Source organism: Enterobacter cloacae complex sp. SHL018, from assembly GCF_049237905.1.
GTDB lineage: Bacteria > Pseudomonadota > Gammaproteobacteria > Enterobacterales > Enterobacteriaceae > Enterobacter > Enterobacter hormaechei_C.
In genome coordinates, this window is the sequence record NZ_JBMKJE010000009.1 from 21,617 (window position 1) to 38,994 (window position 17,378).

Annotated in this window: 15 protein-coding genes; 12 read left to right on the forward strand and 3 right to left on the reverse strand. The window is 56.7% G+C overall.

The window, feature by feature from the left end:
• The first annotated feature begins 281 nt into the window (after positions 1 to 281).
• On the forward strand, positions 282 to 2,312 hold the full coding sequence (locus tag ACOTY5_RS21615) for an alpha-amylase (protein WP_015572748.1): 2,031 nt from the start codon (positions 282 to 284) through the stop codon (positions 2,310 to 2,312).
• Between the two features lie 235 nt (positions 2,313 to 2,547).
• Positions 2,548 to 3,801 carry a valine--pyruvate transaminase gene (gene avtA, locus ACOTY5_RS21620; RefSeq protein WP_015572749.1) on the forward strand — a complete coding sequence of 418 codons (1,254 nt, stop codon included), beginning with the start codon at positions 2,548 to 2,550 and terminating at the stop codon, positions 3,799 to 3,801.
• A gap of 7 nt (positions 3,802 to 3,808) precedes the next feature.
• On the opposite strand, the gene ACOTY5_RS21625 is transcribed toward avtA, so the two are convergent.
• Positions 3,809 to 4,264: a 4Fe-4S dicluster domain-containing protein gene (locus ACOTY5_RS21625; protein WP_032669001.1), complete on the reverse strand. Its 456-nt coding sequence runs from the start codon at positions 4,262 to 4,264 to the stop codon at positions 3,809 to 3,811.
• 3 nt (positions 4,265 to 4,267) lie between these two features.
• Entirely contained in the window at positions 4,268 to 5,086 is an 819-nt protein-coding gene (gene yiaJ, locus ACOTY5_RS21630; protein WP_015572751.1) for an IclR family transcriptional regulator YiaJ, read from the reverse strand.
• A gap of 224 nt (positions 5,087 to 5,310) precedes the next feature.
• Between yiaJ and yiaK the strand changes: the two genes are divergently transcribed.
• From yiaK to araD, 8 genes are all read left to right on the forward strand, one after another.
• The gene (gene yiaK, locus ACOTY5_RS21635) at positions 5,311 to 6,309 is read left to right on the forward strand and encodes a 3-dehydro-L-gulonate 2-dehydrogenase (RefSeq protein WP_015572752.1); all 999 of its coding nucleotides are present in this window, start codon (positions 5,311 to 5,313) and stop codon (positions 6,307 to 6,309) included.
• Positions 6,310 to 6,319: 10 nt separating this feature from the next.
• The gene (locus ACOTY5_RS21640) at positions 6,320 to 6,787 is read left to right on the forward strand and encodes a YhcH/YjgK/YiaL family protein (protein ID WP_015572753.1); all 468 of its coding nucleotides are present in this window, start codon (positions 6,320 to 6,322) and stop codon (positions 6,785 to 6,787) included.
• 26 nt (positions 6,788 to 6,813) lie between these two features.
• Positions 6,814 to 7,740 (forward strand): DUF4862 family protein, encoded by a 927-nt coding sequence (locus tag ACOTY5_RS21645; protein WP_045339158.1) that lies wholly within the window; start codon positions 6,814 to 6,816, stop codon positions 7,738 to 7,740.
• Positions 7,741 to 7,785: 45 nt separating this feature from the next.
• Positions 7,786 to 9,105: an MFS transporter gene (locus ACOTY5_RS21650; protein WP_017693796.1), complete on the forward strand. Its 1,320-nt coding sequence runs from the start codon at positions 7,786 to 7,788 to the stop codon at positions 9,103 to 9,105.
• A 76-nt stretch (positions 9,106 to 9,181) separates the two neighbouring features.
• Complete coding sequence (locus tag ACOTY5_RS21655) at positions 9,182 to 10,687, forward strand: FGGY-family carbohydrate kinase (RefSeq protein ID WP_045142695.1); 1,506 nt, start codon at positions 9,182 to 9,184, stop codon at positions 10,685 to 10,687.
• The gene (ulaD, locus tag ACOTY5_RS21660; RefSeq protein WP_045142694.1) at positions 10,684 to 11,337 is read left to right on the forward strand and encodes a 3-keto-L-gulonate-6-phosphate decarboxylase UlaD; all 654 of its coding nucleotides are present in this window, start codon (positions 10,684 to 10,686) and stop codon (positions 11,335 to 11,337) included. Before ACOTY5_RS21655 ends, ulaD begins: the two co-directional genes overlap by 4 nt.
• Positions 11,338 to 11,339: 2 nt before the next feature.
• Complete coding sequence (locus ACOTY5_RS21665; protein ID WP_017693794.1) at positions 11,340 to 12,200, forward strand: L-ribulose-5-phosphate 3-epimerase; 861 nt, start codon at positions 11,340 to 11,342, stop codon at positions 12,198 to 12,200.
• Positions 12,194 to 12,889, forward strand: a complete 696-nt coding sequence (gene araD, locus ACOTY5_RS21670; protein ID WP_045142693.1) for an L-ribulose-5-phosphate 4-epimerase — start codon at positions 12,194 to 12,196, stop codon at positions 12,887 to 12,889. The genes ACOTY5_RS21665 and araD overlap by 7 nt, the downstream gene beginning before the upstream one ends.
• On the opposite strand, the gene ACOTY5_RS21675 is transcribed toward araD, so the two are convergent.
• Positions 12,890 to 13,708 carry an AraC family transcriptional regulator gene (locus ACOTY5_RS21675; RefSeq protein ID WP_032649828.1) on the reverse strand — a complete coding sequence of 273 codons (819 nt, stop codon included), beginning with the start codon at positions 13,706 to 13,708 and terminating at the stop codon, positions 12,890 to 12,892.
• Positions 13,709 to 13,933: 225 nt separating this feature from the next.
• Here ACOTY5_RS21675 and ACOTY5_RS21680 point away from each other — a divergent pair, with 225 nt between their 5' ends.
• Positions 13,934 to 15,334, forward strand: coding sequence for an MFS transporter (locus ACOTY5_RS21680; protein WP_045142691.1), 1,401 nt, complete (start codon positions 13,934 to 13,936; stop codon positions 15,332 to 15,334).
• Between the two features lie 10 nt (positions 15,335 to 15,344).
• Positions 15,345 to 17,294, forward strand: coding sequence for a glycoside hydrolase family 127 protein (locus ACOTY5_RS21685; protein ID WP_045142690.1), 1,950 nt, complete (start codon positions 15,345 to 15,347; stop codon positions 17,292 to 17,294).
• Positions 17,295 to 17,378: the final 84 nt, after the last annotated feature.

Sequence of the window (17,378 nt, forward strand, 5' to 3'; positions counted from 1 at the left end):
CCTTATTTTCTTCAAAAATTTGAGAGCGGAATCTCAAATCATACCAAAAATAGTCCTCAAGAGCACGTATACAAATAGTCCAATTCCGAAACTATATCATCCGGAACATGCTCATTAAATCACCAGCACTGGAAAAATGTGCGTGATATCGCAGATAACTGCCTAATTTTGCGCGGGATCACTCATCCCTTCGCGTCCTCCTGGCAGAAAGCCTCAGAGGAGGAGTTTTTCCCCTGAGCCGAGTGGCACACTGGTCAAAAATGCCGCGACAGGAAAATGGAATGAAACGCACTGCATTAGCTGTTCTGATGTTACCCGCATTCGCGCATGCCGATTGGTCATCGCCGGGATTTAACGCGTTTAGCGCTGAAGGTACCGGCGTCTTTACCAGCCAGGCAACGCTTGCGAAGGGTACCCGCCCGCTGACGTTGAGTCTTGATAACGCGTGCTGGCAGCCGACAGGTGCCATTAAACTCAACGAGATGCTGTCGCTCAAACCCTGCGAAGGGACCCCACCGCAGTGGCGGTTATTCCGTGACGGCGTTTATCAGATGCGTATTGATACGCGCTCGGGAACGCCGACGCTGATGTTGACGGTACAAAGTGCGGCGCCACAGCCTGTCGCAAACGTTACCCGCCAGTGCCCGAAGTGGGACGGCAAACCGCTCACGATCGATGTCGTTAACACCTTTCCGGAAGGCACGGTGGTGCGTGATTTTTACAGCAAACAGACCGCGACCGTTCAAAACGGCAAAGTAATTCTTCAGCCAGCCGCCAACAGCAATGGCCTGCTGCTGCTTGAGCGCGCCGAGACGGACAAACCCGCGCCATTCAGCTGGCAAAACGCCACCGTCTATTTCGTGCTGACCGATCGCTTCGTAAATGGCGACCCCACCAACGACAACAGCTATGGCCGCCATAAAGACGGTATGCAGGAGATTGGTACTTTCCACGGCGGCGATCTGAAAGGGCTTACCAGCAAACTGGATTACCTTCAGCAACTGGGCGTGAATGCGCTCTGGATAAGCTCACCACTGGAGCAAATCCACGGCTGGGTTGGCGGCGGCACCAAAGGGGATTTCCCCCACTACGCCTATCACGGCTATTACACTCAGGACTGGACGAAACTCGACGCCAACATGGGCAGCGAAGATGATTTACGCCAGCTTGTCGACGACGCGCACAGGCGCGGTATCCGCGTCCTGTTTGACATTGTCATGAACCACGCGGGTTATGCGACGCTTGCAGATATGCAGGAGTATCAGTTTGGCGCGCTCTATTTGCAGGGCGATGAGCTGAAAAAAACCCTCGGCGAGCGCTGGACTGACTGGAAGCCAGGCGCCGGTCAAAGCTGGCACAGCTTCAACGATTACATCAACTTCAGTGACAAAGCCGCATGGGAAAAATGGTGGGGTAAAAAATGGATCCGTACCGATATCGGTGATTATGACAACCCGGGCTTTGACGATCTGACCATGTCGCTGGCCTTCCTGCCGGATCTGAAAACGGAATCTAAGATCCCGTCAGGTTTGCCGAACTTTTATCAACACAAGCCCGACACCAACGCGAAAGTGATGACGAATTTCACGCCGCGAGATTACCTGACCCACTGGCTCAGCCAGTGGGTACGTGACTACGGCATCGACGGCTTCCGGGTCGATACCGCTAAGCACGTTGAGCCTGAAGCCTGGCAGCAACTGAAAAACCAGGCCAGCCAGGCGCTGGCCGCGTGGAAAGCCGCCAACCCGGACAAAAAACTCGACAATGCGCCATTCTGGATGACCGGTGAATCCTGGGGCCACGGCGTGATGCAGAGCGATTATTACCGCCACGGCTTCGATGCGATGATCAACTTTGACTATCAGGAGCAGGCGGCGAAAGCGGTGGACTGTCTGGCCGATATGGATTTGACCTGGCAGCAAATGGCAGAAAAGCTGCAAAGTTTTAATGTGCTGAGCTATCTCTCCTCCCATGATACGCGTCTGTTCCGTGAAGGGGGCCAGCGCGCCGCTGAGTTACTGCTGCTGGCACCGGGAAGCGTCCAGATCTATTACGGCGATGAATCAGAGCGTCCATTCGGCCCGACGGGCTCCGATCCGCTACAGGGAACCCGTTCGGATATGAACTGGCAGGACGTCACGGGTAAACAGGCGTTAACTGTCGCCCACTGGCAGCTTCTGGGGCAGTTCCGCGCCCGTCATCCGGCGGTGGGTGAAGGCAAGCAAACAACGCTGTCAATGAAAGAGGGCTACGGCTTTGTGCGCGAGCACAAGGGCGATAAGGTGATGGTGGTGTGGGCGGGTAATCAATAGACCCCCTCATCCTAACCCTCTCCCCAGGGGGAGAGGGGATCGCACGGTGCGCTCTTTCTCCCTCGCCCCTTTGGGGAGAGGGCCGGGGTGAGGGGCATTCACCAGAACAATTCACCACACAAATACAAACCTACCACATAAAACAACAAATCCGACCACATCCGCCGATTTGCACCAACACGGTGCTGGCGTTATGGTTACTGCCTTTCATATTAAGCCCGACAGATCACCTGCTATGACGTTTTCACTATTCGGCGACAAATTTACCCGCCATTCAGGCATTACCCGCCTGATGGAGGATCTCAACGACGGGCTGCGCACCCCAGGCGCTATCATGCTTGGTGGCGGAAACCCGGCTCAAATTCCGGAGATGAACACCTACTTCCAGACGCTGCTGGCAGAGATGCTGGAAAACGGTAAAGCAACCGATGCGCTATGTAATTACGACGGCCCTCAGGGTAAAACAGAACTACTGACGCTTCTGGCGGCAATGCTGCGGGAAGCGCTGGGTTGGGATATCGAACCACAGAATATTGCACTGACAAACGGCAGTCAGAGCGCGTTTTTCTACTTATTCAATCTGTTCGCCGGACGCCGCGCCGACGGCACCACGAAAAAAGTGCTGTTCCCGCTGGCACCGGAGTATATCGGCTATGCCGATGCTGGCCTCGAAGAAGACCTGTTTGTTTCCGCACGTCCGAATATCGAGTTGCTGCCAGAGGGCCAGTTCAAATACCACGTCGATTTTGAACATCTGCATATCGGTGAAGAGACGGGCATGATCTGCGTATCACGTCCCACCAACCCGACGGGCAACGTGATCACCGACGACGAGCTGATGAAGCTGGATGCGCTGGCGAATCAGCACGGCATCCCGCTGGTGATCGATAACGCCTATGGCGTACCGTTCCCGGGGATCATCTTCAGCGAAGCGCGTCCGCTGTGGAACCCGAATATCATCCTCTGCATGAGCCTCTCCAAGCTGGGCCTGCCGGGCAGCCGCTGCGGCATTATCATTGCTAACGAGAAAATCATCACCGCCATTACCAACATGAACGGCATTATCAGCCTTTCCCCTGGCGGCATCGGCCCGGCGATGATGTGCGAGATGATCAGGCGTAACGACCTGCTGCGCCTGTCGAATGAGGTGATCAAGCCGTTTTACTCTCAGCGCGTTCAGGAAACCATCGCCATCCTTCGCCGCTACTTACCGGAAGAACGCTGCCTGATCCATAAACCGGAAGGGGCAATTTTTCTGTGGCTGTGGTTTAAGGATCTGCCCATTACGACAGAGCTGCTTTATCAGCGTCTGAAAAAACGTGGCGTACTGATGGTGCCAGGGGATTACTTCTTCCCGGGGCTGGATAAGCCGTGGCCGCACACGCACCAGTGCATGCGCATGAACTACGTCCCGGATCCGGAAAAAATCGAAGCGGGTGTGAAAATTCTCGCCGAAGAGATTGAGAACGCCTGGCGCGAGGCCGGTTAATAAAACCTCAGGCCAGATTACGCAGCCGTTCCGCGCGTAATCTGGCGGGGTCTATGCAGCGCAGCGCGTGGGTGGGACAGGCTTCGACGCAGGCGGGACCGCCCTCGCGATGCGCGCACAAATCACATTTCAGCGCCTGAACGCAATCTTCCACGACCCGAACCTGCATTGCCCCGAACGGGCACGCCACCATACAGCTTTTGCAGCCGATACAGCGAGCCTGCTCAACGAGCCAGGCTCCCGCAGCACGGTGAATGGCCCCCGTCGGGCAGACATTCGCGCAGGGCGCATCTTCACACTGGTGGCAGCCCACGGCCGTGGTGAAGGTACCCCCCTTAACCACGCGGATCCGTGACGTAAGCGCTTCTGGCGTGGCGCTGCTTTGATGCGACATCATGCACGCCACCTCACAGGTGCGGCACCCGATACATTTTTCTGGATCCGTCAGAATAAATCGGTTCATCAGTTACGCCTCGCGCACGTTAAACCCCAGTTCTTTCGAGATAGCTTCCGCCGTGTCACGCAGCGGTTTTAGCAAGTTTTTCTCACCCACCTGCTTCATGCGCGACGTCGACAGCGAAATGGAGATGGCATAGGGCACGCGCCCGTGAATATCAAAGACCGGCACGGCGATACATGACACACCCAGCTCGTTCTCTTCTTTATCCATCGCCATACTGTGATCGCGAATTTCCGCCAGTTCATCATACATCGCGCTCAGTTCGGTGATGGTGTTGCGGGTCAAAGGTTGGATCTGTTCCTGGTGGCTTTCCCAGTAGCTCGCCACGTAATCCTGATGGCCAAACGCCATATAGATTTTGCCCATCGCAGAACAATAGAGCGGCATGTGCTGGCCGATATATGCGCGCGTGCGCAGCATACCGGTTGTCGGCTCAAGCTTATAAATCAGGATCGCGTGGTCATCTTCACGGCTGGAGAAGTTGACCGTTTCGCCGGTGGCAATGTTCAGCGCCTCGAGGTGCGGCGCCGCCACGTGAATAATATTGAGCGATGAAAGCGCCTTTTGCCCGACGGCGATAAATTTGGTGGTCAGACGATAGCTCCCTGCCGCCGGCGCCGGCGTCACGTACCCGCACGACTGCAACCCCTGCAATAACCGGTGCACGGTGCTTTTATTCAGCCCCGCCAGTTCTGATAAATGCGCAAGCGGACACCCGTTCGGATAGTTACTGAGGATTTCAATCAGCATCAGGCCGCGAAACAAGCTCTGGCTACCTGCTGGCCTCTCTTTTTCTTGCGTCATTTCGCTCTCTTTTATGCTCATCAAATGGCTCCTGTTTATCGCGCCCTGATGGTAGCGCAAAGTGTGGTTTAGTTCACGATCTCAACAGAAAAAACACAACCATTTGATTTTAATCGATTTTGAAAAACGTGAATGTCGTTGATCTGACAAAATTTGATCGTTATATTTGAAATCAGATTTCGTATAGTGAAATTTAGCGATAAAAAAGCACTCGCACTTGCCCCTAAAAAAACAGGAGAACAGGGATGAAAGTGACCTTCGAAGAGTTGAAAGCGGCGTTCAATCGGGTTCTGCTCGATCGCGGTGTAAAAGCGGATACCGCAGACGCCTGCGCCGAGATGTTCGCCCGCACCACGGAGTCCGGCGTTTATTCACACGGCGTCAACCGCTTCCCGCGATTTATTCAGCAGCTTGACGCAGGCGACATCATCCCTGACGCCCAGCCGAAACGCGTAACGACATTAGGTGCCATCGAACAGTGGGATGCCCAGCGTTCCATCGGCAACCTGACGGCGAAGAAGATGATGGACCGTGCTACCGAGCTGGCGTCCGATCACGGGATCGGCCTGGTGGCGCTGCGTAACGCTAACCACTGGATGCGCGGCGGCAGCTACGGCTGGCAGGCGGCGGAGAAAGGCTATATCGGCATCTGCTGGACCAACTCTATTGCCGTGATGCCCGCGTGGGGATCAAAAGAATGCTGCATCGGCACAAACCCGCTGATCGTCGCTATCCCGTCGAATCCAATCACCATGGTCGATATGTCGATGTCGATGTTCTCCTACGGCATGCTGGAGGTGAATCGCCTGGCCGGACGCGAATTACCGGTCGACGGCGGCTTTGACGATGAAGGCAATCTGACCAGAGAGCCGGGCGTGATTGAGAAAAACCGTCGCATTCTGCCCATGGGCTACTGGAAAGGTTCCGGCTTGTCGATTGTGCTCGACATGATCGCCACCCTGCTCTCTGACGGCGCGTCCGTCGCGGAAGTGACCCAGGACAACAGCGACGAATACGGCGTATCGCAGATCTTTATCGCCATCGAAGTGGATCGCCTGATCGACGGTCCAACCCGCGATGCCAAACTACAGCGCATCATGGACTTCATCACCACCGCAGAACGCGCTGATGAAAATGTCGCCGTCCGTCTGCCAGGCCATGAGTTCACACGCCTGCTGGAGGAGAATCGCCGCAACGGCATCACGGTTGACGACAGCGTGTGGGCGAAAATCCAGTCTCTGTAAGGAGTGGGTCATGATATTCGGACATATTGCACAGCCAAATCCATGTCGCCTGCCGCTGGCGATAGAAAAGGCGCTTAATTTTCTGCGTACCACGGATTTCACCACCCTGGCGCCGGGCGTGATCGAAATTGAAGGCCGCAACATTTTCGCCCAGGTTCTCGACCTCACCACAAAGGAACAGCACGAGAACCGCCCTGAAGTCCATCGCCGCTATCTGGATATCCAGTTTCTGGCCTGGGGCGAAGAAAAAATCGGTATTGCTATTGATACCGGGAATAACAAAATCAGCGAATCATTGCTGGAGCAACGGGATATTATTTTTTATCACGACAGCGAACATGAGTCATTTATCGAAATGATACCAGGCAGTTACGCCATATTTTTCCCGCAGGATGTTCACCGTCCTGCCTGTATTAAAAACAAGGGATCCGCAATTCGTAAAATTGTGGTGAAAGTGGCCATCAGCGAATTAGATTAATTTTCTGATAAATACAGGAATGCGAAATGACCAACACCGGTTTTATTATTGGTGCGTACCCCTGTGCACCCTCATTTCACCAGAAAGGGGAGCAGGAAGAATACGCCTTCTGGCGGGAACTTTCCGACACGCCAAATATTCGCGGGCTGGAACAACCTTGCCTTGAAAATCTCCATCCGTTTGGTGATGAATGGCTGTTTTGTCATACGCCGGGCGACTGGCAGATCGTTGTCACAGCCGTTATGGAAACCATGCGCCGCCGCGGCAGCAACGGCGCGTTTGGCCTGGCGTCCGCGGACGAAGAACAGCGTAAAGCGTGCATTGAATATTACCGCCATCTGCATCAAAAGATTGATGCCGTTAACACCCGCTTTCCCGGGAAAGTGATCGCTCTGGAAATGCAGGCCGCACCGCAGGCGGGTAATGATTCTGTCGAGCAAGCGACAGAAGCATTCTCCCGCTCGGTACGGGAAATCGCGAGCTGGGACTGGGGCTGCGATCTGGTGCTGGAACACTGTGATGCGATGAATGGCCCGGCGCCGCGTAAAGGGTTCTTGCCCTTAGAGCAGGTGCTGGAGGTAGTGAAAGAGACCGATATCAGCGTCTGTATCAACTGGGCACGTTCGGCCATCGAAGGTCGCAACACCGCCCTTCCGCTGGAACATGTTCAGGCGGCACTCGCTGCCGGGAAGCTGGGGGCGCTGATGTTTTCGGGCACGACCCCTCACGGTGAGTATGGAGAATGGCAGGATCTGCACGCGCCGTTTTCTTCGTTCTGCGCCGACAGTCTCATGTCCACTGAACATGTAAAAACGCTGTTTACTGCGGCGAGCGCCGCAACATTGAAATTCTCCGGTATTAAATTACTGGAAATAAATGCTAATGCTGACGTCAGCCATCGCATCGCTATTTTACGCGACGGCATTAGCGCTATGAATAAAGCGTCACAATAAAAATAAAGAATACATTTTCCGGTTACCTTCAATGAGATATTAACTATGAATATTTCTTCTAATGCTCTACACGCGGACATTCCGCGCCAGCGCTGGCTAAGGATCATTCCCCCTATTCTTATCGCCTGCATTATTTCCTATATGGACCGCGTAAATATAGCTTTTGCGATGCCCGGCGGTATGGATGAAGAGCTGGGCATTTCCGCCACGATGGCGGGCCTGGCGGGGGGGATCTTTTTTATCGGCTATTTGTTCCTGCAAGTTCCCGGCGGCAAAATTGCCGTGCACGGCAGCGGTAAGAAGTTTATCGGCTGGTCGCTGGTTGCCTGGGCGGTGATCTCGGTTCTGACCGGGCTTGTGACCAACCAGTATCAGCTGCTGGTACTGCGCTTCTTACTCGGCGTGGCGGAAGGTGGGATGCTGCCCGTTGTGCTCACGATGATCAGTAACTGGTTCCCGGATGCCGAGCGCGGCCGCGCCAACGCGATTGTGATCATGTTCGTGCCCATCGCCGGGATCATCACCGCCCCGCTGTCGGGCTGGATTATTACCGCTCTCGACTGGCGCTGGCTGTTCATTATTGAAGGTCTGATGTCCGTTGTTGTGCTGGTGCTGTGGGCGTTCACCGTCTACGACCGACCGCAGGAAGCACGCTGGATCTCTGAGGCCGAGAAAAACTACCTGGTACAAACCCTGGCGGCAGAGCAGCAGGCCATTGCGGGTAAAGAGGTGAAAAACGCCTCGCTCAGCGCGGTGCTGTCTGACAAAACCATGTGGCAGCTGATCGCCCTCAACTTCTTCTACCAGACCGGCATTTACGGTTACACCCTCTGGCTGCCCACCATTCTGAAGGAGCTGACGCACACCAGCATCGGCCAGGTGGGGATGCTCGCCATTCTGCCTTACATCGGCGCCATTGCCGGCATGTTCCTGTTCTCTACGCTCTCTGACCGCACCGGCAAGCGCAAGCTGTTTGTCTCCCTGCCATTGATTGGCTTTGCGCTCTGCATGTTCCTCTCCGTGGCGCTGAAAGAGCACACCTGGCTGGCCTATGCCGCGCTGGTGGGCTGTGGCTTCTTCCTGCAATCCGCAGCGGGGGTGTTCTGGACCATACCGGCGCGTCTGTTCAGCGCTGAGATGGCGGGTGGCGCTCGCGGCGTGATTAATGCCCTGGGCAACCTCGGCGGGTTCTGCGGTCCTTATGCGGTAGGCGTACTGATCACCCTGTACAGCAAAGACGCAGGCGTTTACTGCCTGGCAGTTTCGCTGGCGCTGGCATCGCTGCTGGCCCTGCTGTTACCGGCGAAATGCGATGCCGGAGCAGAGCCCAACCCCACGGTGACTCCACATAAACGTGCGGCCTGAGGCCCTCACCTGACCCACTAAACCAAACCGTAGGCCGGGTAAGCGAAGCGCCACCCGGCAATTAAGCGAGAAGAAGATGAGTGAAAAAGAGCCCTTCTGGCTGGGTATCGATTGTGGCGGTACTTATCTGAAAGCCGGTTTATACAACAGCCAGGGCAAAGAAGTCTGTATTGAACGCCGCTCAGTGGCCACGCTCAGCCCCCGCGCCGGCTACGCCGAGCGGGATATGCACCAGCTCTGGCAGCACTGCCACAAAACTGTCGCCCTGCTGCTCAAAAATTCAGGCGCTGACGGCGGTCAGATCAAAGGCGTTGGCATTTCAGCCCAGGGCAAGGGGCTGTTTCTGCTCGATAAACAGGATCGCCCCTTGGGTAACGCCATTCTCTCCTCCGATCGCCGTGCGCTGGAGATCGTGCAACGCTGGCAGCAGGACGGTATACCCGAAAAGCTCTATCCGCATACTCGCCAGACGCTGTGGACGGGGCATCCGGCCTCACTCCTGCGCTGGGTTAAAGAGAACGAGTCGCAGCGGTATCAGCAAATTGGCAGCGTGATGATGGCGCACGATTACCTGCGCTGGTGTCTGACCGGGGTCAAAGGCTGCGAAGAGAGCAACATCTCGGAATCCAATCTCTACAACATGAATACCGGGCAGTACGATCCGCAGCTCACGCGCTGGCTCGGCATCAGCGACATTGACGGTGCCCTGCCGCCTATTATCGGTTCAGCAGAAATTTGCGGGGAAATCACCGCTCAGGCAGCCGCACTGACCGGTCTCACGGCGGGTACTCCCGTCGTTGGTGGACTGTTTGATGTGGTTTCCACCGCGATCTGCGCCGGGCTGCATGACGAACATACGCTGAATGCCGTAATGGGGACCTGGGCCGTAACCAGTGGGATTGCCCACGGCATCAGCGACAACGAGCCTTTCCCCTACGTCTATGGCCGCTACGTCCATCCGCAGCAGTTCATCGTTCATGAAGCCAGCCCCACGTCGTCCGGCAACCTGGAATGGCTGACGGCCCAATGGGGCGATATGTCATTCGATGAGATTAACCACGCCGTGGCCAGCCTGCCAAAAGCTGAAAGCGATGTGTTCTTCCTGCCTTTCCTCTACGGCAGCAACGCCGGGCTGGAGATGACCAGCGGCTTCTATGGCTTGCAGGCGCTGCATACCCGCGCGCACCTCCTCCAGGCGGTTTATGAAGGGGTGGTATTCAGCCACATGACCCACCTCAACCGTATGCTCGAACGCTTTCCCCACGTGCAGGCCCTGCGCGTGACGGGCGGCCCAACCCATTCGGACGTGTGGATGCAGATGCTCGCGGACGTCAGCGGCCTGGCGATTGAACTCCCGCAGGTGGAAGAGACCGGCTGTTCCGGTGCGGCGCTGGCCGCGCTCGTCGGTACAGGCCTTTATCCCGATTTTTACGCCGCTCAGCGCGCCCTCAGGCATGACATCCGGATGATTGAACCTGACATGCGTGCCCATGCCGCCTACCAGCGCAAATATCACCGTTACCAGCTACTGATTTCAGCATTACAGGGCTATCACGCCCGTGTTAAGGAGTACGACCTATGAGCCGACCATTATTGCAGCTGGCGCTCGACCACACCTCGCTTCAGGCCGCGCAGCGCGATGTCGCGACGCTTTCCGATCACGTCGACATCGTCGAAGCCGGCACCATCCTGTGCCTGACCGAAGGGCTAAACGCCATTCGCGCCCTGCGTGCGCAGTGTCCGGATAAAATTATCGTGGCGGACTGGAAAGTCGCCGATGCCGGAGAAACGCTGGCTGATCAGGCGTTTGGCGCAGGCGCAAACTGGATGACCATCATCTGTGCCGCCCCGCTGGCCACCGTTGAACGTGGCCACGAGGTCGCACTGCGCGGCGGCGGCGAGATCCAGATGGAGCTGTTTGGCAACTGGACGCTGGACGACGCGCGCGCGTGGCATCGCATCGGGGTGAAGCAGGCGATTTACCACCGCGGGCGCGACGCACAGGCCAGCGGCCAGCAGTGGGGTGAGGCGGATCTCAGCAAAATGAAGGCGCTGTCCGATATCGGTTTGCAGCTTTCTATAACTGGCGGTATCACCCCCGCTGACCTGTCGCTGTTTAAGCAGATCAACGTCAAAGCCTTCATTGCCGGGCGCGCGCTGGCAGGCGCCGATAATCCGCCGCAGGTGGCACAGGCATTCCATTCGCAAATCCGCGACATCTGGGGAGAGTAACCATGCGTCAGCATCCGTTAGGCATTTACGAAAAAGCGCTGCCAAAAGATCTCTCCTGGCCGGAGCGCCTGGTTCTGGCAAAAAGCTGCGGCTTCGATTTTGTGGAGATGTCGGTGGATGAGACCGACGAGCGTTTATCGCGCCTTGAATGGAGTACCACGCAGCGCGCCTCTCTTGTGGAAGCGATGCTGGAGACCGGCGTGGCCATCCCGTCGATGTGCTTGTCTGCCCATCGTCGCTTCCCGTTTGGCAGCCGCGATGAAATCGTGCGCGAACGCGCCCGCGAGATCATGACCAAAGCCATCCGGCTGGCCCGTGATTTGGGTATTCGCACCATCCAGCTTGCGGGTTATGACGTGTACTACGAGGAACACGATGAGGGCACGCAACAGCGCTTTGCCGAAGGGCTGGCGTGGGCCGTAGAGCAGGCTGCCGCCGCGCAGGTAATGCTGGCGGTAGAGATCATGGACACTGCGTTTATGAACTCCATCAGCAAGTGGAAAAAGTGGGACGACATGCTCGCCTCGCCGTGGTTCAGCGTTTACCCGGACGTCGGCAACCTGAGCGCGTGGGGCAACGACGTCACCGCCGAGCTGACGCTGGGCATTGACCGCATCGCCGCTATCCACCTGAAAGATACCCGGCCCGTTACCGAGCAAAGCCCCGGACAGTTCCGCGACGTGCCGTTTGGCGAGGGCTGCGTCGATTTCGTTGGCGTGTTTAACACGCTGAATCAACTTAATTATCGCGGCGCATTTCTGATTGAAATGTGGACCGAGAAAGCCAAAGAGCCGGTGCTGGAGATCATCCAGGCGCGCCGCTGGATTGAAGCCCGAATGCAGGAAGGAGGCATGACATGTTAGAACAACTCAAAGCCGAGGTGCTGGCGGCAAATCTCGCCCTGCCCGCCCACCAGCTGGTGACGTTCACCTGGGGCAACGTCAGCGCGGTTGACCGTGCCAGCGGCATGATGGTGATCAAACCATCCGGCGTGGAGTACGACGTGATGACCGCAGAAGATATGGTGGTGGTAAATATCGCCACGGGTAAAGTGGTCGAGGGGAGTAAAAAGCCCTCCTCCGACACCCCGACCCATCTCGCGCTGTATCGTCGTTACCCGGAAATTGGCGGCATCGTGCATACCCATTCCCGCCACGCCACCATCTGGTCGCAGGCGGGGCAGGATTTACCCGCGTGGGGCACGACGCACGCGGACTATTTCTACGGTGCGATCCCCTGCACGCGGCTGATGACCTCGGCTGAAATCGCGGGTGAATATGAATACCAGACGGGGGAAGTCATTATCAAAACCTTCGAGGAGCGCGACATAAGCCCGATGCAGGTCCCGGCGGTGCTGGTTCATTCTCACGGCCCGTTTGCCTGGGGCAAAGACGCTGCCGATGCGGTACACAATGCCGTGGTGCTGGAAGAGTGCGCCTATATGGGGCTTTTCTCGCGCCAGCTTGCACCTCAGCTTCCGGTTATGCAGCAGGAATTGCTGGAGAAGCATTACCTGCGCAAGCATGGCGCAAATGCCTATTACGGCCAGTGATCATCCGGAATTAATATGCTCTTTACAGTACCGCCGTTTCCAGACGGCGGGCGTTAACCCGGTATGTTTTGAGAATATTTGCCGGAAATAACCCACGTCATTAAAACCGCACCGGGCGGCCACTTCAGTTAATGAGGCCGCATCGTTCAGCAGCAGTTTTTCAGCGGCCCTGACGCGCTGGCGGTGAATTGCCTCCGTCAGGGTTAAATGAAACGTCCGGCGAAATACTCGCCCCAGATAATCTGCGTTGCAGTGCAGCTCTTTTGCCAGCTGCGAAGTGGACAGGGGCAAATGAAAGTGCGTGCGGATAAGCTGCTTGGCCTTCCACGCCATTGCCGCGCCCGCATCATCCGCTTTATCTTCATATCCCGGCGAGAGCGATATCTGCTGCAAAATTAACAGCAAAATTATCTCCAGCGCCTGGCTACGCTGTAATTTTTCCTGCTCGCTTAAAAACTGACGGAATAATGCAATAACATATTGCGGATCCCGCACGCTACAGTGTTGCTCAATCGACAGCGGCGTCGCGCCTGGCAACACCGGCAAGCGTTCATCCACCTCAAAATGCAGCCAATAAAATTTGAGATCGCCCGGAAAATCTTCCACGCCGACATGCCGTCGCTTCGGCCAAAGTAATAAACTCTCGCCAGCGTTTACCTCAAACAGCGTATTTTCCTCCTGGATCGTTAATGTCCCTTTTTCGACAAAAATTATCTCCCACGAAGATAATTTTCGTGCGGGATGACGGCCCACGCCCCGGGAGATAAATAACCCGCCATTTTGAACTCTAATCGGAAGTGCTATGGATAATTCAAGCATGGATATTCATTTTTCCGCTTTTTTGGTGGCTAATATTTTCTTTATCCCTTGATTATTAATAAATATCAGCAGAACGGCTCGATCAAACTCACAGTTTCACCATCAGGTCGGAATCGTCACCTTTTTATACTTTTCCCTTCCCTTGTTGGTCTGCCCGTTGAATGCAGAATAAATGGGGTACCTTGCACAAATACGATAAAAAATCGTTTATCGAGGAGTTTCCCCATGACTTCCACACCGATTACAGACGCAGAAGTTGCAAAACAGGCAGCCGATGACCGGCTGTCAGTCCGCGAGAAAATTGGCTACGGCCTGGGCGACGCGGGCGGCACGGTAATTACCTGCCTGATCATGAACTTTCTGACCTTTTTCTATACCGATGTATTTGGCCTGACGCCCGCGCTGGTGGGCACGCTGTTTATTGCCCTTCGGGTATTTGACGCGATTTCCGATCCGGTGATGGGCGTGATTGCCGACCGCACGCAGAGCCGCTGGGGGCGTTTTCGTCCGTGGCAGCTGTGGGTCGCGCTTCCCATCGGGATCGTCGGCGTGCTGACCTTCACCGTTCCGGACGCCAGCATGGGCGTGAAAATCGCCTGGGCGTTCGGCACCTATCTGTTGCTTTCAGTGGGCTATACCGCCATCAACGTGCCATATTGCGCGCTGATCAACACCATGACCACCCGCCACAACGAGGTTATATCCTGCCAGTCCTGGCGCTTCGTACTGTGCGGCGTGGCGGGCTTTCTGGTCTCTGTTGGCCTGCCGTGGCTGGTGTCAGAGCTGGGACAGGGCAATGCCGCCCGGGGTTATCAGCTGGGCGTCGGCGTGCTGTGCGCCATCGCCGTGGTGATGTTCCTGTGCTGCTTCTTCTGGGTGCGCGAGCGCGTCCCGCTTGCGCTGATGGGTAAATTCACCCTGCGCGAGCACCTGGCGGGCCTGCGGAAAAACGATCAGCTGCTGCTGATGCTGGTGATGTCGTTTCTGCTGATCAACGTCTTCAACATTCGCGGCGGCGGATACATGTACTTCATCACCTACGTGCTCCAGGGCAGCACGGCGTACACCTCGCTGTTTTTCACCATGGTGACCTTTGCCGCCATTCTGGGCGCGGTGATCGTCAGCCCGCTGTCGCGGCGGATCGATACCGTCAAACTCTACTACTACACCAACCTGATACTCGCTGCGCTTGCGGTGGGAATGTGGTTCCTGCCGGGTGGCCCGGCGCACCAGACGCTCTGGCTGATCGTGATTTTAAGTAACGGCGTGATCCTGGGCTTCACCCTGCCGCTGCACTTCTCGCTGATGGCCTTTGCCGATGACTACGGCGAATGGAAAACCGGCGTGCGCTCATCGGGGATGAACTTCGCCTTCAATCTGTTTTTCATCAAGCTCGCGTGGGCATCCAGCGCCGGGATCATCAGCCTGGTGTTTATTGCCGTGGCCTATCAGCCAGGCGCGGGTAACCAGACGCCCGCCTCATTGCAGGGCATCACCGCCATGGAGACGCTGCTCCCTGCCCTTTTCCACCTGCTGCTGGCGGTCGCTATCCGCTGGTGCAGGCTTAACAATCCCGTGATGTCGCGCATTGCCACCGATTTGCGCCAGCGTCATGTACAGTCCTGAGGAGAACGATATGACCATAATGGAAGCCGACCTGCATCAGCTGAAAATCAACGACCCGTTTCTTGGTCAGTACCAACGGCTGGTCCGCGATGTGGTGATCCCCTACCAGTGGGATGCGCTTAACGATCGCGTGGCGGAGGCCGAACCCAGCCACGCCATCGCCAACTTCCGCATTGCGGCCGGTCTGGAACAGGGGGAGTTCTACGGGATGGTCTTTCAGGACAGCGACGTGGCGAAATGGCTCGAAGCCGTGGCGTGGTCGCTGTGCCAGAAGCCGGATGCTGAACTGGAAAAAACCGCCGACGAGGTGATCGAGCTGGTCGCAGCGGCGCAGTGCGAAGATGGCTATCTCAATACCTATTTCACGGTGAAAGCCCCGGCCGAGCGCTGGACCAATCTGGCCGAATGCCACGAACTGTACTGCGCCGGACATATGATTGAAGCGGGCGTGGCGTATTTCCAGGGAACCGGAAAGCGCCGCCTGCTGGACGTGGTGTGCAGGCTGGCGGATCATATCGACAGCGTGTTTGGCCCGGGCGAAAACCAGCTGCACGGTTACCCTGGCCACCCGGAAATCGAGCTGGCGCTGATGCGGCTGTACGACGTCACGCAGGAGCAACGCTATCTCAATCTGGTGAAATACTTTATTGAGGAACGCGGCGCGCAGCCTCACTTCTACGATATCGAATACGAGAAGCGCGGCAGAACGTCATACTGGAACACCTATGGCCCGGCGTGGATGGTCAAGGACAAAGCTTACAGCCAGGCGCATCTGCCCCTTGCGGAACAACAAACGGCCATCGGCCACGCCGTGCGTTTTGTCTATCTGATGGCGGGCATGGCACATCTGGCGCGCCTGAGCAGCGACGAGGGGAAACGTCAGGATTGCCTGCGGCTGTGGAACAACATGGCACAGCGCCAGCTGTACATCACCGGCGGGATTGGCTCCCAAAGCAGCGGCGAGGCGTTCAGCAGCGATTACGATCTGCCCAACGATACGGTCTACGCCGAAAGCTGCGCCTCCATCGGCCTGATGATGTTTGCCCGCCGGATGCTGGAAATGGAGGCGGACGGCCACTACGCCGACGTGATGGAGCGCGCGCTGTACAACACGGTGCTGGGCGGCATGGCGCTGGACGGTAAGCATTTCTTTTATGTGAATCCGCTGGAAGTGCACCCGAAAACCCTGGCCTTTAACCATATCTATGACCACGTCAAACCGGTGCGCCAGCGCTGGTTCGGCTGCGCCTGTTGCCCGCCGAATATTGCGCGCGTGCTGACCTCGCTGGGGCACTACATTTATACCGTTCGCCCGGACGCGCTGTTGATCAACCTGTACGTGGGGAACGACGTCGCCATTCCGGTTGGGGATAACATCCTCCAGCTGCGGATTAGCGGGAACTATCCGTGGCATGAGCAGGTGAAAATCGAGATTACCTCACCAGTTCCGGTGACTCACACGCTGGCCCTGAGGCTGCCGGACTGGTGTGCGGAACCGGCTGTTTCGCTCAATGGTCAGGCCATTACAGGCGAGGTCTCCCGTGGATACTTATACCTCAACCGAAGCTGGCAGGAAGGCGACACGCTGACGCTGACGTTACCGATGCCGGTCCGCCGCGTGTACGGCAACCCGCAGGTGCGCCAGCAGGCGGGGAAAGTCGCATTGCAGCGTGGACCGCTGGTTTACTGCCTGGAAGAAGCCGATAACGGCGCAAATCTGCATAACCTTTCTTTGCCCCAGGACAGCGCGTTTCGGGTATTTGAAGGCAAAGGCATTTTCGCGCACAAGATGTTGATACAGGCGGAAGGGATCGGGTGTCAGGCGAAGGACACTGATGCCCTGTGGCAGTACGACCACTCGCCGGTAGAACGTCAGCCCCGGACGCTGACCTTTATTCCGTGGTTCAGCTGGGCAAACCGGGGAGAAGGGGAAATGCGGATATGGGTGGATGAAAGCTGAATAACTGCGGCCTGTTGCCCTCACCCCAGCCCTCTCCCACGGGAGAGGGAGTAAAAAGTAGGCCGGGTAAGGCGAAGCCGCCAC

Excerpts from the sequence above, each read along its gene's own strand:
- ACOTY5_RS21615 (WP_015572748.1), top strand. The coding sequence starts at position 282 with ATGAAACGCACTGCATTAGCTGTTCTGATGTTACCCGCATTCGCGCAT.
- avtA (WP_015572749.1), top strand. The coding sequence starts at position 2,548 with ATGACGTTTTCACTATTCGGCGACAAATTTACCCGCCATTCAGGCATT.
- ACOTY5_RS21625 (WP_032669001.1), bottom strand. The coding sequence starts at position 4,264 with ATGAACCGATTTATTCTGACGGATCCAGAAAAATGTATCGGGTGCCGC.
- yiaJ (WP_015572751.1), bottom strand. The coding sequence starts at position 5,086 with ATGAGCATAAAAGAGAGCGAAATGACGCAAGAAAAAGAGAGGCCAGCA.
- yiaK (WP_015572752.1), top strand. The coding sequence starts at position 5,311 with ATGAAAGTGACCTTCGAAGAGTTGAAAGCGGCGTTCAATCGGGTTCTG.
- ACOTY5_RS21640 (WP_015572753.1), top strand. The coding sequence starts at position 6,320 with ATGATATTCGGACATATTGCACAGCCAAATCCATGTCGCCTGCCGCTG.
- ACOTY5_RS21645 (WP_045339158.1), top strand. The coding sequence starts at position 6,814 with ATGACCAACACCGGTTTTATTATTGGTGCGTACCCCTGTGCACCCTCA.
- ACOTY5_RS21650 (WP_017693796.1), top strand. The coding sequence starts at position 7,786 with ATGAATATTTCTTCTAATGCTCTACACGCGGACATTCCGCGCCAGCGC.
- ACOTY5_RS21655 (WP_045142695.1), top strand. The coding sequence starts at position 9,182 with ATGAGTGAAAAAGAGCCCTTCTGGCTGGGTATCGATTGTGGCGGTACT.
- ulaD (WP_045142694.1), top strand. The coding sequence starts at position 10,684 with ATGAGCCGACCATTATTGCAGCTGGCGCTCGACCACACCTCGCTTCAG.
- ACOTY5_RS21665 (WP_017693794.1), top strand. The coding sequence starts at position 11,340 with ATGCGTCAGCATCCGTTAGGCATTTACGAAAAAGCGCTGCCAAAAGAT.
- araD (WP_045142693.1), top strand. The coding sequence starts at position 12,194 with ATGTTAGAACAACTCAAAGCCGAGGTGCTGGCGGCAAATCTCGCCCTG.
- ACOTY5_RS21675 (WP_032649828.1), bottom strand. The coding sequence starts at position 13,708 with ATGCTTGAATTATCCATAGCACTTCCGATTAGAGTTCAAAATGGCGGG.
- ACOTY5_RS21680 (WP_045142691.1), top strand. The coding sequence starts at position 13,934 with ATGACTTCCACACCGATTACAGACGCAGAAGTTGCAAAACAGGCAGCC.
- ACOTY5_RS21685 (WP_045142690.1), top strand. The coding sequence starts at position 15,345 with ATGACCATAATGGAAGCCGACCTGCATCAGCTGAAAATCAACGACCCG.